Below are 14961 nucleotides of genomic sequence, written 5' to 3' on the forward strand. Positions count from 1 at the left end.
CCTGGTCAGGCCAACAGTCCCAGTTCTTTCGCCCGGGCCACGGCCTGGGTGCGACGCTCGACGCCGAGCTTGCTGTTGATGTGGCTGGCGTGGGTTTTCACCGTGTGCAACGAGATGAACAACTGATCGCTGATTTCCTGGTTCGAACAGCCCCGGGCAATCAGTTGCAGCACCGCTTGCTCACGAACGCTGAGGGCTTCGCCGCCGGGTTGGCTCTCAACGCTTTCGCGAATCGCGACGTGAGGCAAGTGTTCCATCAGGCTCTGGCGCAGAGCCGTGGGTGGACAGTGGGCCAGTTGCTCACGCAGCCAGTCCGGTCGCTCGCGCAATAACCCATCAAAAGGCTGCAACACGCCACCGCTGGCGGCCTCGAACGCCTGGGCCATGGCCCGACGTGCTTCTGGCTCGCGCCCATGGCCCAGCAACAGGCTGACTTTCTGAATCAGCGCCATCACGCTGAGCATCTGCCGCCCACTCTTTTGCCCATGCTCGAACAAGACATTGAGACGCCCTTCGGCCAGCATCGGCTGGTTTTGCATCGACTCCAGCAGGGCTTGCTGCAACTCGATGTGCAGGGGCATTTGCGGGTGGAATTCGGGGGGCGCCGCGGCCTGTTCGCCGTTGTAGGTCTGGCCCAGGCGTGTCAGCCAGGCGCCGGCCAGGTCGGTACGCCCCTGGGCCAGCCACAGTTCACATTTGACCAAGGTCAGCATGGCCAGGTAGTAGATCGGCGGCACGTCCCAGATGTGCATCAGCCGCTCGGCCTCGGCCAGTTCGGCGAACGCCTTGGCAAACTCGCCCCTGCTGCCTTCCAGCCGGGCGATCACGCTGTGGCCGATCAGCACGCTGATGTCGCGGCAGGCCCGTGCTTCCGTCAGGCCGGCGTGCAGGCGGGCAAGCCCGAGTTCGGGTTGCAGGCGCAGGACCAGTAGGAAGCCTTCATACAGGGTCAGGCGCGCGCGCACCGCATACAGCCGTTGCGGCGACAGGCCCTGCAAGCGTTGCTGGCCCTGGTGGACTTCGTCCAGGGCACGCAGGATTTCCCCTCGCGCCTGCAGCACCCGGGCGCGGTCGTAATGGGCCAGCGCTTCGAACAGGGGATTACCGACCCGTTGTGCCAGCTCCAGGGATTCGCGGTTCAGCTCTCGGGCACGCCACAGGTCGGCGTCGGCGATGGCCAGGTTGGACAGGGTCGACAGGCACATCAGCCGCTGGCCATAGCGTTTGTGCGGCAGGCTTTGCAGGGCCTCGGTGCAGTACAGCAAGGTCAAGTCGCGCTGGCCGCGGCCACGGGCGATGATCCCGCTCAAGGCTAGCCACTGCGCCAACATGGATTTTTGCGCGGTGGCCGATGGCGCCGGCAGGAACCGGCTGAGGTGGCTGGCCAACTCTTGCGCAGCGTCCAGTTGGCAGGCAAGGCCCAGGGCCCAGCTGTACAGCACGATCAGCCGTGGGGTGCTGACCAGCAGGCTGTCGGGCAAGTCCATTTTCCAGCGCAGCAACATGCCGACGTTCTGTTCGGCCAGCAGTTGTTCTTCGGACAGGTTTTGCACCAGGTTCGCCGCCACATCCAAGTGCCCGGCCCGCAAGGCCTGCTCTACGGCTTCGTCGAGCAGGCCCTGGGCATTGAACCAGCGACACGCCCGCAGGTGCAGGCTGGCGACGGGCACCATGGCGTTAACGGTCGGGCGGCTGCGCAGCAGGTCGGAAAACAGGTGGTGATAGCGGAACCAGTGCCCCTGCTCGTCGAGCGGGACCAGGAACACCTGGTGGGACAGCAGGTAACGCAGGATTTGCGCACTGTCGTGGGCTTCGCGCACCGCGTCGCACAGTTCGCTGCAAAAGCGCTCCTGGGGCGCGGTGTCGTAGAGGAAGGCCTGGACCTCGGCGGGCAGGCAATCGATGACTTCTTCGAGCAGGTAGTCGCGGATCAGCCCTTCACCACCGTGCAGTGGCGGTGGCAGTGTTGCGCCATTGCCGGCTTCCGACGCCGCGAGCAACCAGAAGCGTAGCCCCGCCACCCAGCCTTCGCTGCGCTCAATCAGGCTTTCCAGCGCCTCGCCACGCAGCGAACTGCTGTGCCGGTTCAATAGGGCCAAGGATTCGTCGTGCGTCAGGCGCAGGTCCTGCTCGTGCAGTTCGAGCAATTGCCGCGACAGGCGCAAACGGGCCAGGTGCCAGTCTGGCCGCTGGCGACTGGTTACCAGCACCAGCAGGCCATCGGGCAGGTGATTGAGGAAAAACTGCAGGCAGCGGTCCAGCACCGGGCCCTGGGCCAGGTGATAGTCATCCAGCACCAGCAACAATGGGGCGCTGGGCGAGAGCTGGACCGCCAATTCGTCGAGTAGCCCGTCCAGCCACTCTTCGAAGGCGAACGGTTGATGACGCTGGCGCATTTTCAGCAGGCCCAGGGCCTGGGCGCCCAGCCGAGGGAAATAGTGCTGCAGGCCTTCGAGCAACCGCTCGAGAAAACGCCCCGGGTCATTGTCACGGGGGCTGAGTCCCAGCCACAGGCTTTGCCAGTGGTCCGGCAGGCTCTGGCAGAACTCCACCGCCAGTGAGCTTTTACCAAACCCGGCCGGGGCGCTGACCAGCAGCAGTCGCCCGGTCAAACCGGCACTCAGCCGCTCGCACAACCGCGGCCGCAGGATGTGGCCGTCGGGCAAGGGGGGGCGGTAAAAGCGCCCTTCCAGCATCGGCACGGCCGGGCCAGGAGGGCTGTGGATTCGGAACAGGTCAGTCATAGCCAACTCTTATTGAAGTGCTGTTGTCGGCATTGCAGATGTCCGCAGACTAGCGGCAAACCGCCAGGGTTTGAAGGCAATTGCTACAAATGGCTACAAAAAGTCTGAGCGCCCTCTGCCGCCGTCACCGATTCGGTGGGTGTCGATCACTTTATCCAAGGCAAAAAAAACGCCCCGAACCAGTCGGGGCGTTTTTCGAGGATGCGGCCTCTGGTGCAGCGTATTAGCGAACACCTTCCTGACGCAGTGCGGCCGGGGTGAAATCGCTGGTGGTGGCGGTGAAGCCGAAGTCGTAAGCCTGTTTCTCTTCGTTCTTCATGCCCAGTGCCAGGTAACGGCCGGACTGCAGGTCGTAGAGGGTTTCCAGGGCATACCACGGCACTTGTTTGTCGTAGTAGTCCTCGGCATGGGCTTCGGCCACGCGCCACAGTTGACCACGACCGTCGTAGTGGTCGATTACCGCAGCTTGCCAGGTGTCTTCGTCGATGTAGAAGTCACGCTTGGCGTAGATGTGACGCTGGCCTTCCTTCAGGGTCGCAACCACATGCCACACGCGGCGCAGCTCGTAGCGGGCCAGGTCCTGGTTGATGTGCCCGGCCTTGATGATGTCGGAGTACTTGAGCTTCGGATCGTCAAGCTTGTAGCTGTCGGAGGCGATGTACATCTCTTTCTTGCCTTCGAGCTTCCAGTCGTAGCGGTCCGGTGCACCGTTGAACATGTCCAGGTTGTCGGAGGTCCGCAGGCCGTCGGCTGCAGTACCCGGGCCATCATAGGACACTTGCGGGGCACGGCGCACACGACGCTGGCCGGCATTGTAGACCCACGCCGAACGCGGCTCTTTGACCTGGTCGAGGGTCTCGTGGACCAGCAGCACACCACCAGCCAGACGCGCCGGCGCGGTTACTTTCTGCTTGAAGTAGAACAGGATGTTGCCCGGGTTTTTCGGGTCGTAGTCCTTCATTTTGTCGCGGAACACGAACTGGTCCTGGAAGTACACCAGGCTGTAGGAGCCGTTGGCTTGCGGCGTGGCCTGGGTGACCAGGCGGGTCACGCTGCCACCACGGTAGCGGGTGATGTGGTTCCAGATCACTTCCACACCGGTTTTCGGGATTGGGAACGGCACGGCCGTTTCGAAGTTTTCCAGGCCGTTGCCACCCGATACAAGGGTGGTGTTGGTGGCGTTGCGCTTGATGGACGCGAACACTTCAGGCGGCACGGTGGCGCCACGGTGAGAGGTGTACACCGGCATCTTGAAGGTTTCCGGGTAACGCTTGAACATCGCGTATTGGCCCGGGGCCAGCTTTTCCTTGTACTTGTCGACGTTCTGCGCGGTGATGGTGAACAGCGGTTGCTCGCTGGCATAGGGATTGGACAGGAAGCCCTTGCTGTCTACCGTGCCGGCATTCTTGGCCAGGGGTTTCCAGCTCGGAATCGAGCCGTCGGCATTGCCGGTCATTTCTGCGCCCATCGGCGTCAGGCTCTTGCCCAGCTTATCGGCTTCGGCTGCCGGAACGGCGCCCATGACGCCGGTCGCCAGCAACGAAAGCCCCAGTCCTGCGACGTACACCAGATTCTTGGTTATTTTCATTTCTTGTTCGTCCTGAAGAAGCAGTGCTTAGAAGTTCACGCCGACGCTGAGCGCGACGAAGTCACGGTCATCCACGGTGGTGTACTTGCCGTCGAAGAAGTTGGTGTAGGCCAGGCTCGCGGTGTAGGTGTTCTGGTACTCGGCATCCAGACCCAGGCTGACGGCCTTGCGACCTTCCTCGAAGTTGCCGCCAGGACCAGGCGAGTAGCCGCTGACGTCATGGGACCAGGCCACGTTCGGCTTGAGGTTGACCCCGGCGAATACGTCGTTGTAATCCCAGATCGCACGACCACGGTAGCCCCAGGAGGTTGGCGTGGTGAAACCTTCATCGTTGCAATTGCGGGTCGCGTTGTTGGTGGCGGTCCCTGGACCGGCACCGGCGATGGTCCGGCCGTTGAGGAATTCGCAGGAAGCACCTGGCAGTTCGCCCGGACCATAGACCGGGTCACGGCCGTAACGGACATCGGAGGTGCTTTCCAGCCCACCGACGTGAGTCACGCCGACTTCACCGACCACGGTCAAGCGGCTGGCGCCCATCACCTGGTCAAAGAAGTGCGTCAGGGTGGTCTGGAACTGGGTCACTTCCTTGCGGCGATAGCCGTGCAGGTCGGAACCCGGTGCTGCCGACAGCAGCGAAGCGTTGGCCAGCGCGCCGCCCAATGGACGAACCCCGGCGAACAGGATGTCGGTGGAGTTGAGTTGTACCGGTGCATTCGGACGGTAGCTCAATTCACCTTGCCACGCCGTGCCGGTAGGCAAGGTGGTGGAGAAGCTCAGGCCGTAGAGGCGAATGTCTTCAGGGTATTCGACGAAGTACTGCGAGTTGCCCGCCACCAGCAGTGGCCCGAGCGCAGCGAATGGCCCCGGCAACGACGCGGCGGTGTTGTAGACCGACTGCGAGGCCCCCGTGGCGCTGAAGATCGGCGCACGGCTGTGGTAGTTCATGAAATAGGCACCGAACTCGGTGTCCAGCGGATCGAACATGTACTTGAAGGACGCGCCCCACTGGCCGCTGTCCCGTGCATCACGGTCCGGACCGCGGCGCACCAGCACACCTTCCTCATTGACGTCGACACCGTTCGCAGCCAATGGCCCCAGGGCGATGGCCGGAATGGTCGAGCGCTTGTTCAGTACGCGCAGGTTGTTGTCGCAACCGTCGGCGACGATGTCCGGCTGGGAGAAGAAGGTGCCGCAGTTATCGACAACGGTCTGGTCCCATTCCAGTTGATAGAACGCCTCGGCCGAGAGGTTTTCGGTCAGGCTCTGGGACACGTAGAACATGTTGACCGGGATCAGGCCTTCCTTGATCTCGGCACCCGGACGACGGAATGCGGACACATCGATCGGGTTGATCGAGTTGATGCCGCCGCCGATGAAGGTACTTTCACCCCAACTGACCACCTGTTTGCCCAGACGCACGGAGCCCGGCTGATCGGCAATCGCGTAGTTGTGGTAGACGAAGGCGTCGAGGATCTGCCCGCCGGAGGACTTGGCGCCTTCCTTGCGGTTGTCGTTGCTGACGTCCTTGAATTCCAGCTCTTCGTTCTGCAGCGCGAAGTCATACCAGTACTTACCCCGGACAAACACGCCGGTGTCACCGTACTTCAGTTCAAGGTCATGAATGCCTTTGAAGATCTTCGAGAACGCTTGCCCGCTCTTGAAGTTCAAGTGGCCGTCATCGGAGGTCTGGGACAGACCGTGCCCACCGTTGTTGACGCCGATGAGGTTCTTGTTTGGCGATTGGGTCGACACACTCATGCCCAACGAGAGGGACGAGTCGAATTGACCTTCGATTTCACCAACGTTGAAACTGACGCCGAATGCAGGCCCGGCGAGCGTAGAGGCGAGACTGACCGCCAAGGGCAGTTTCGCCCGGCGCCAGAACTGGTTTACTGATGTCATCGACGCTACTCCATGTGCTTTTATTGTTATGGCAGTGAGCACTTTTAAAAACGCTCTGGAGGACAGTGAGCCATGCGCTCGCGAAGTCATCCAAAGTTGCATCGCCCCTGTTCGTGCGTGCGTCTCGCTCTTAAAAATCCTTGAACGGACTATATCCAGCAGGCTGTACTGCTTGATCCCTCTAAAGTGTGATTTGCAGCCCCCAACCACTCTGGAACGGTCCTTCTGCCAGTCCGGCAGATGCCGGCACGGCAAGGATGGCTGAAAATTCGGAATTAACAAGCCAAGCGCTTGCTTGGTGGGCGTGTCGTGCCCTTTCGGGCACGACACAGGAGACTTAAAGCGTCGACAGGAAGGTGCTGTTGTTGGCCTGCCACTGTGTGATGTCGAGGCGAATGCGTTTCTTGTCGAGCTTGCCGACACTGGTCTTGGGAATTTCCGTAACAAGGGCGATCTGACTCGGGATGGCCCACTTGCTCAGGTGGCCCAATTCGACGAATGGCTTGAGGTGCTCCTTGAGTTCCTTGGCCCCAATCACGTGGCCCTCACGGATCACCAACAAGGCAAACGGGCGCTCTCCCCACTGCGGATCGGGAATGCCCACTACTGCTACTTCACGTACCGCCACGTGCCGGCTGATCAAGTCCTCGAGGTCCAGGGACGAGATCCACTCGCCGCCGGTCTTGATCACGTCCTTGATCCGGTCGCGGATGTCGATCACTCCCATGCTGTCCAGGGTCGCGACGTCCCCGGTATGCAGCCAGCCCCCGGCCCAGAGTTCTGCGCCCTTCTGCGGCTCGTTGAAATAACCTTCGGTGAGCCACGGTGCGCGCAGCACCAACTCGCCCTGGGACTCGCCATCGGCCGGCAGAAAGTTACCCTCGGCGTCGATTACTGCCGCATCCACCAATGGCACCGGCACCCCGGCCTTGATCCGGTAGGTGGTGCGTTCGTCCTCGGTACCGGCCATCAACTCATCGTTGAGGTGGGCACAGGACACCAGCGGCCCGGTTTCCGACATGCCGTAGGCCGCAGTGAGCTGAATCCCCTTGGCCTTGGCCGCTTCGTACAGCGCACGGTTCAGCGCGCTGCCGCCAATGACGATTTTCCAGCCCGCAAAATCGGTGTTTTGCGCCGCCTTGGAGTTGAGCAGCATTTGCAGGATGGTCGGTACGCAGTGGGAGAAGCTGACTTTTTCCTTGCGCCACAGCTCCACCAGGTATTCCGGGTCGTAACGGCCAGGGTAGACCTGCTTGAGGCCAAGCATGGTGGCCACATAAGGCAGGCCCCAGGCGTGGACGTGGAACATCGGGGTGATGGGCATGTACACATCGTTGGTCCCCAGCAGGCGCACGCTGTCGATGCTGCCCATGATCGTCGACACGCCCATGGTGTGCAGCACCAGTTGCCGGTGGGTGAAGTACACCCCCTTGGGGTTGCCGGTGGTGCCGGTGGTGTAGAAGGTAGTCGCTACCGAGTTCTCATCGAAGTCGGCGAAATCGTACTGCGGGCTCGCCCCCGCCAGCAGTTGCTCGTACTCACCCACCAGGTTTGGCAGCTCGGCAGTCTTTTGCGGCAAGTCGGTGAGCAGGAGGGTTTTCTCCACCGTGGTCAGGTGCCCGGCGATGGCCTGGTACAACCCGACGAACTCACTGTTGACCAGCACGAAGCGGTCCTCGGCGTGGTTCATGGTGTAGAGGATCTGCTCAGGCGACAGGCGTACGTTGATGGTGTGGATCACCGCGCCGATCATCGGGATGGCGAACATGCATTCCAGGTAACGATGGCTGTCCCAGTCCATCACCGCCACGGTATCACCGGCCTTGACCCCTGCCGCCGTCAGCACGTTGGCCAGCCGCGCGACGCGCTCGATCAGGGTCGGATAGCTGTAGCGCAACTGGTCGCGGTAGACAATCTCGCGGGTTTTCTCATACCGACTGCCCGACATCAGCAATCGCTTGATCAACAGCGGGTATCGATAAGCACCTTCGGCTGGCGGAATAACGCGAGTCTGCAACATAAGCATCCCTTTCATCTGACTGCACGGTCTTGGCGTAAAGACTGCACTTTAGTCAGCCTGGACGCGCGCTAAATCAGCCAAAGGAATGATTTGAGAACAGGGCAAATGCTGGCTCTAAGCCAGCACCGCTGTGGAAAAGACGCCCTCCGTCAGGCCGCTTGTCCTACTGCTGCCTCGGCCGGTGTGCGTGGGAATATCAGCGCCGAGAGGAAGGTCAAAGCAGCAAAACCGGCCAGGATCAGGTACAGCCCGACAAAACCCTGGCGGGGCTCGACAAAGGCAATCAGTGGGATGGCCGTGGCGCTGGCACCGAAGGACAGGCAGTAGCGCAAGGCGAACACCCGCGATTGCCATTGCGGCGCAACGAAGTTGGCGACCATCGCGTCATTCACCGTGACCTGCCCGAACACCACGAACATGAAGGCGGCACCCAGCACTATGACGGCCGAGCCCTCGACATAAGCCATGGCAAACAACAGCGGGGCCTGGCACAGGGTGAGGAGCATGAACGGCCATTTCAGGCTGAAGCGATGCAACACCCGACCGATACTCAACTGCGCCACCGCGCCAAAGGCGTAAGCCAGGCTGACCACCACCCCAAGGGTTTGCGGTGAGGCGAACAGGTCATGCAGGCGTTCCTGGAACAACTTCGGATAGGTCATGGTCGTGGCATTGAACACCACGCCACCCGTGGCGGTAGCCAGGGCCAGTACCCCGAACACCATGACCATGGAGATCCGCTGGCCCGCGGCGCCCTTGAGAGGGGCATGGGCGCGCACGGGAATCGGCTCCTCGCGTACCTGCAAGGCAAAGCCGATGCCCAGGGCGATGGCGGCGACACCCGGCAGGATAAACGCCGAACGCCAGCCAAACTGCGCCACCAGCAAACCGGTGACCAAGGCCGAAAACGCCACCCCCAGATTGCCCCACATGCCGTTGATGCCAATTTCCCGGCCTCGGTTCTGGGCGTAGGCCACCAGCATTGCAGTGCCAACCGGGTGATAAATCGCGGCAAACACCCCGATCAGCGTCAACCCCAGGACCAGCATCGGCGCAGAGCTGCTCAGGCCGGTGAAAATCGCCGAGGCGCCAATCCCGAAGAAAAACACCAGCATCATCTGGCGTCGGCTCCAGTGGTCGCCCAGCCAACCCGCCGGCAGCGAACAGGCACCAAAGGCAATGAACCCACCCAGGGACAGGCCGATCATGGCGGCGTAGTCCAGGCCAAAGACCTCGGTCATGCCCAGCACTGCGGCGGGGAAAATCAGCATGAACATGTGGTCGATCACATGGGCGGCGTTGATGTAGCGGATGACATTTCTGGGTTGATGCATGGCGGCACACTATTCGTTGAGGGTGTGGCGTTATGCTAAGTTGGCAATAACACGCATTCCTGACAACAAACTCATCGAATCAGACAATGTTAATCAGCCACTTCCACCATGGCCCGGTCAGCGCCCATCCGCGGGATTACCCGGATGGCGCGCATCAGGAGCGACATATCCATCGCGAGGCGCAATTGCTGTACGCCATGTGCGGCACCATGCGCGTGGTCACGGCCCAAGGTGCGTGGGTGATTCCGCCGACACGGGCGGTGTGGATTGCACCGTGGATCGAGCACGAGATCTTCATGTCGGGCAAGGTCTGCATGCGCTCGCTGTTCATTGACCCCGAACTGTCACCCGCCAACCTCAGCCAATGCTGCGTACTGGCCGTCACCCCGTTGCTGCGCGAGCTGATCCTGAAGGCGGTGCAAGCCCCCCGCCATGCAAAGAACCCGCTGATCCAACAGTTGATGCTCGAAGAAATTGCCGGCCTGGAAAACCTCCCGCTGCACATCCCCATGCCCGAGGACCGACGCTTGCAAGGGATCTGCATGGCCCTGCTGCAAACCCCCGACCATCCCAATACCCTGGAAGATTGGGCGCAACAGGTCGGTGCCAGTTCACGCACCCTGGCGCGACTGTTCCAGCAACAGTTGAAGATGAGCTTCAACGCCTGGCGCCAGCAACTGCGCCTGATGGAAGCCCTGCCGCGACTGATCGCCGGGCAAAGCGTGCAGAGCGTTGCCGATCAATTGGGCTATGGCAGTGCCCGAGCCTTCAGCGCGATGTTCCGGCGGTTGCTGGGGCACAACCCCCGGGAATACCTCGGCGCGCTGAATCAGCTCAGCGCGATCAATGCATCTCGGTAAAGGCCAGCTTCACACCGATGGCGATCAGCACCACCCCCATCATGCGATCGAACCAGTGCCCCATGCGGGCAAATCCGGCGCGCACTCGCTGCTGGCTGAACAGCATCGCCACCAGGCAGAACCAGATGGCAGTCGCCACGGCCAGGTAGATGCCATAGCCGGCCTGAATCGACAGCGGCGTATGCGGGTTGATCACCACGGTGAACAGGGACAGGAAGAACAGCGTGGCCTTGGGGTTCAGGCCGTTGGTGACGAAGCCCGAGGTAAAGGCGCCGCGCGCCGTACGAACGCCGGCTTCCTTGTGCAGGTCTTCAGTGGCTGGCTTGGCCGGCTGCGCGCGCAGGGCCTTGTAGCCGATGTACAGCAAGTAGGCCGCCGCCAGCCACTTCAGGGCGTTGAACAGCACGATCGACTGCGACACGATCAAGCCGATGCCCAGCAACGAGTAACCCACGTGCAGGAAGATCGCGCTGCCTACCCCCAACGCCGTCCAGGTACCCGCGCGCCGACCGTGGGTCACGGACTCGCGCACCACCACGGCAAAGTCCGGACCGGGACTTGCGACGGCCAGCAGGTGAATCAGGGCAACAGTCAAAAACTCTGTCCAGTACATTGGAGCTCCTTGAGGGCAAGCGTAACTATTTATTTCATCTGGTAGGCTCGGCAGATTACGCCTTCAGACTCACGCGCAAAAGGTACAGTTAATGACGAACAATCGCCGCGCCGTTTTCCTTGATCACCCATCACTGGACTTGGGCGACCTCGACCTCAGTGCATTGCGCGACTGCTTCAGCGAACTGCAACTGTTCGCCCAGACCGAGCCCGGACAAGTGGCCGAACGCCTGCAAGGCGCCACGGTGGCGATCACCAACAAGATAATGATCGATGCCAGTGCCATGGCCGCCAATCCGGACCTGAAACTGATCCTGATCACCGCCACCGGTACCAATAACGTCGACCTCGCCGCCGCCCGCGCCCAGGGGATTACCGTGTGCAACTGCCAGGGCTACGGCACACCGTCGGTGGCCCAGCACACGATCATGCTGCTGCTCAACCTGGCCACCCGCCTGGGTGACTATCGCCAGGCCGTCGACGCAGGCCGCTGGCAGCAGGCCAAGCAGTTCTGCCTGCTGGACTACCCAATTGTCGAGTTGCAAGGCAAAACCCTCGGTCTGCTCGGCCACGGCGAACTGGGCGGTGCGGTGGCGCGACTGGCCGAAGCCTTTGGCATGCGGGTGGTCTCGGGCCAGCTTCCTGGCCGCCCAGCCCGGATCGACCGGATGCCGCTGGATGAGTTGCTGCCCCAGGTCGACGCCCTGACCCTGCACTGCCCGCTCAACGAACACACTCGCCACTTCATCGGCGCCCGCGAACTGGCGCTGCTCAAGCCCGGCGCTTTCGTGGTCAACACGGCGCGTGGAGGCCTGATCGATGAACAGGCGTTGGCCTATGCCTTGCGCAGTGGCCACCTGGGAGGGGCAGCCAGCGATGTGCTGAGCGTCGAGCCGCCGACCGCCGGCAATCCGCTGCTGGCCAGCGATATCCCGCGCCTGATCGTCACCCCGCACAACGCCTGGGGCAGCCGCGAAGCGCGCCAACGGATCGTCGGCCAGTTGAGCGAAAATGCCCGGGGCTTTTTCAGCGGTACACCGCTGCGGGTCGTCAGTTGATAAACTGCCGCACTTTTTTTCAAGGAGCAGAGTATGGATCCGCGCAGTGAAGTACTGCTTCGACAGGCTGAATTGTTTCAAGGCAACGTGCTGCTGGCCGGTTTGCCTGCCGACGACTTGCTGGGAAAGTTGCCCGACGCCCATGGCTGGTGCTGGCACGCCGGCGATCAGGCGGCCCTGGACGCGCGTTTTGCCGAGCGCAGCCATTTCGGGGTGAACGCGCCCACGCGTGAGTTTGCAACGGCGGTGCTGTTCCTGCCCAAGTCCAAGGACCTGACCGACTACATCCTCAACGCCCTCGCCTCGCGCCTGGCCGGTTGTGAACTGTACCTGGTGGGGGAAAAACGCAGCGGCATCGAAGGCGCCGCCAAGCAGCTCAACCCATTCGGCAAACCACGCAAGCTCGACAGCGCGCGGCACTGCCAGTTGTGGCAAGTGACCGTGGCCAATGCACCTCAAGCCAAGTCCCTGGAAAGCCTGGCGCAGACGTATGAGTTGCCGCTGGCCGAAGGCCCGTTGACGGTCATCAGCCTGCCGGGAGTGTTCAGCCACGGTCGACTGGATCGCGGCAGTGCCCTGCTGCTCGAGCATCTCGACAAGCTGCCCAGCGGCCATCTGCTGGACTTCGGTTGTGGTGCCGGCGTACTGGGCGCGGCGGTCAAGCGCCGTTACCCGCACAACACCGTGACCCTGCTCGACGTCGACGCCTTTGCCGCCGCCAGCAGCCGCCTGACCCTGGCAGCCAATGGTCTTGAAGCCGAGGTCCTGACCGGCGATGGCATCGACGCTGCCCCCATGGGATTGAGTGCGATCCTGAGCAATCCACCGTTCCATGTAGGTGTCCACACGGACTACTTCGCCACGGAAAACTTGCTGCGAAAAGCGGTTAAACATCTGAAAACTGGCGGCGAACTACGACTGGTAGCCAACAGTTTCCTGAAGTACCAGCCGCTGATCGAAGAGCACCTGGGGCAGTGTTCGATCAAGGCCGAAGGACAGGGTTTCCGCATCTACCGGGCCAAGCGCGGTTAACTCACCGGATGAAAAAGAAGGCTTGCCGAATGGATTTTGCCTAGGCAGAATCCGCTCCGTCCTAGGGGAGTAGTCTCCCACGAGCGCCATGCTCGTCCGGCATACGTCAACATACTTGGTCAACAGGCCATGGCGTATGCGACCCAAGCGTCCGCACAGACGGACCGCAGGGTTTGACAAGACCTATGACACGCACACCTTACCCGGGGCGGGAAGGCTGTACGTGTCATAGCCGTGTCGACCCGCCCCTTAGGAAAACCCTGATGCTGGATTCGCTACTCGTTCCTACCGCAATCGTTGCCTTGGCCGAAATCGGCGACAAGACGCAACTGCTCGCGCTTATTCTCGCCGCCCGCTTCCGCAAACCCTGGCCGATCATCGCCGGCATTGTCGCCGCGACCCTGGCCAACCACGCCGCCGCTGGCGCCGTGGGTGCCTGGTTCGGCAGCTTCTTCTCGGATGCGACCCTGCACTGGATTCTCGCCGCCAGCTTTGCCGCCACCGCGCTGTGGACCCTGGTGCCGGACAAGATGGATGACGATGAGACCAGCACCGCCCGCAAGTTCGGGCCGTTCCTGACCACGCTGATCGCATTCTTCCTGGCGGAGATGGGGGACAAGACCCAGGTCGCCACGGTGATGCTCGCAGCGCAATACCCGGAACTGTGGCTGGTGATCATCGGCACCACCGTCGGCATGCTGATCGCCAACGTACCGGTGGTGCTGGCGGGTAACTTTGCCGCAGACAAACTGCCCCTGACCCTGATCCGACGCCTGGCGGCATCGGCATTCCTGATCCTGGCGATCGTCGCGGTGTACAAGGCGATGCAGAGCAGTGGCTGGGTTTAAGACGGATGGCGCGGCGCTACAAGCGCCGCACACTCCTCAGGACTTCTTGGCTTGCTGATACAGCGGCATGACTTTCGGAATCGCCGCCTGCAACGAGGAAATCCGGCTGGCCGAGGCCGGGTGCGTACTCATGAACTCCGGCGGCGCACCCTCGTTCAGTTTGCTCATCTTGTTCCACAAGGTGATCGCGGCGTTCGGGTCGTAGCCGGCACGGGCCGCCAGCTCCAGGCCGATCAGGTCGGCTTCGTTCTCGTTGGCCCGGCTGTTGGGCAAGGTCATGCCGTAGTTGGCCACGGTATCGGCCAGGGCCAGGGTGTCCTGGCCCAGACCGAGCAAGGCACCCGCACCCTGCTTGGCCATTTCGATGCCATAGGCCTTGGACATCGCTTCACGGCCATGCTCGCGCAGGGCGTGGGCGATTTCATGGCCCATGATCGCGGCGATTTCATCGTCGTTAAGTTTCAGCGTATCGATCAGCCCGGTGTAGAAAATGATCTTGCCGCCAGGACCGCAGTTGGCGTTGAGTTCATCACTCTTGATCAGATTGACTTCCCACTTCCACTGCGCCGAATCCGGACGGAATACCGGGGCCTGGGCGATCAGACGAGTGGCGATGGCCTGGACTCGCTTGGCATCACTGCTGGTCCTGTCCAGCACGCCCTTGCTGCCCGCCTCGCCCACGGTCTTCTGGTAAGACTGGGCGTACATCTGGTTGACCTCGTCGGTCGACAGCATGCTGAACATCCACTGCGAGCGCTCTACGCCCACGGCCCCGCTGCTGGTGGTGTTGACCGACTGACAACCACTGAGCAACAGACTGACGCCCAGCGCACACACAACCCAATTCTTGTTCATGAATACACTCCCTGAAAACATGGCGCGTATCGTAGGCGGTGGCGGGAGTCGGCGCCAGATGTAACAGACGCGCAACCCATCATTAACCGAGTGAAACGTGGCGCAGCG

The 14961-nt window shown here is 61.9% G+C and carries 11 protein-coding genes and 1 riboswitch; of the genes, 4 read left to right on the forward strand and 7 right to left on the reverse strand.

The features are described from left to right. Window positions 1–5: 5 nt before the first annotated feature. The 5 genes from PspS04_RS22880 to PspS04_RS22900 all read right to left on the reverse strand — a co-directional run bounded on the left by PspS04_RS22880 (window position 6) and on the right by PspS04_RS22900 (window position 9588). Window positions 6–2744, reverse strand: coding sequence for a LuxR C-terminal-related transcriptional regulator (locus PspS04_RS22880; protein WP_095168969.1), 2739 nt, complete (start codon window positions 2742–2744; stop codon window positions 6–8). A gap of 223 nt (window positions 2745–2967) precedes the next feature. Further along, window positions 2968–4332 carry a DUF1329 domain-containing protein gene (locus tag PspS04_RS22885; protein WP_159997921.1) on the reverse strand — a complete coding sequence of 455 codons (1365 nt, stop codon included), beginning with the start codon at window positions 4330–4332 and terminating at the stop codon, window positions 2968–2970. Window positions 4333–4359: 27 nt separating this feature from the next. Further along, window positions 4360–6234, reverse strand: coding sequence for a DUF1302 domain-containing protein (locus tag PspS04_RS22890; RefSeq protein ID WP_159997923.1), 1875 nt, complete (start codon window positions 6232–6234; stop codon window positions 4360–4362). Between the two features lie 337 nt (window positions 6235–6571). Next, window positions 6572–8254: a fatty acid--CoA ligase gene (locus PspS04_RS22895; protein WP_095168972.1), complete on the reverse strand. Its 1683-nt coding sequence runs from the start codon at window positions 8252–8254 to the stop codon at window positions 6572–6574. 149 nt (window positions 8255–8403) lie between these two features. Next, window positions 8404–9588: an MFS transporter gene (locus tag PspS04_RS22900; RefSeq protein ID WP_095168973.1), complete on the reverse strand. Its 1185-nt coding sequence runs from the start codon at window positions 9586–9588 to the stop codon at window positions 8404–8406. Between the two features lie 86 nt (window positions 9589–9674). Between PspS04_RS22900 and PspS04_RS22905 the strand changes: the two genes are divergently transcribed. Then, window positions 9675–10448, forward strand: a complete 774-nt coding sequence (locus tag PspS04_RS22905) for an AraC family transcriptional regulator (RefSeq protein ID WP_095168974.1) — start codon at window positions 9675–9677, stop codon at window positions 10446–10448. On the opposite strand, the gene PspS04_RS22910 is transcribed toward PspS04_RS22905, so the two are convergent. Further along, window positions 10432–11061: a LysE family translocator gene (locus PspS04_RS22910; RefSeq protein WP_159997925.1), complete on the reverse strand. Its 630-nt coding sequence runs from the start codon at window positions 11059–11061 to the stop codon at window positions 10432–10434. The two genes, PspS04_RS22905 and PspS04_RS22910, sit on opposite strands and share 17 nt — an antisense overlap. 91 nt (window positions 11062–11152) lie before the next feature. Here PspS04_RS22910 and PspS04_RS22915 point away from each other — a divergent pair, with 91 nt between their 5' ends. The 3 genes from PspS04_RS22915 to PspS04_RS22925 all read left to right on the forward strand — a co-directional run bounded on the left by PspS04_RS22915 (window position 11153) and on the right by PspS04_RS22925 (window position 13998). Continuing rightward, window positions 11153–12118, forward strand: a complete 966-nt coding sequence (locus PspS04_RS22915) for a 2-hydroxyacid dehydrogenase (RefSeq protein ID WP_159997927.1) — start codon at window positions 11153–11155, stop codon at window positions 12116–12118. 33 nt (window positions 12119–12151) lie between these two features. Further along, a complete protein-coding gene (locus PspS04_RS22920) occupies window positions 12152–13150 on the forward strand; it encodes a class I SAM-dependent methyltransferase (RefSeq protein WP_095168977.1) in 999 nt (332 codons plus the stop codon). 51 nt (window positions 13151–13201) lie between these two features. Further along, window positions 13202–13325: riboswitch (yybP-ykoY riboswitch) on the forward strand. 88 nt (window positions 13326–13413) lie between these two features. After that, complete coding sequence (locus PspS04_RS22925) at window positions 13414–13998, forward strand: TMEM165/GDT1 family protein (RefSeq protein WP_095168978.1); 585 nt, start codon at window positions 13414–13416, stop codon at window positions 13996–13998. 36 nt (window positions 13999–14034) lie between these two features. Here PspS04_RS22925 and PspS04_RS22930 read toward each other — a convergent pair whose 3' ends face one another. Next, the gene (locus tag PspS04_RS22930; protein WP_159997929.1) at window positions 14035–14853 is read right to left on the reverse strand and encodes a M48 family metallopeptidase; all 819 of its coding nucleotides are present in this window, start codon (window positions 14851–14853) and stop codon (window positions 14035–14037) included. Window positions 14854–14961 lie beyond the last annotated feature (108 nt).

The organism is Pseudomonas sp. S04, assembly GCF_009834545.1.
Taxonomy (GTDB): Bacteria; Pseudomonadota; Gammaproteobacteria; order Pseudomonadales; family Pseudomonadaceae; genus Aquipseudomonas.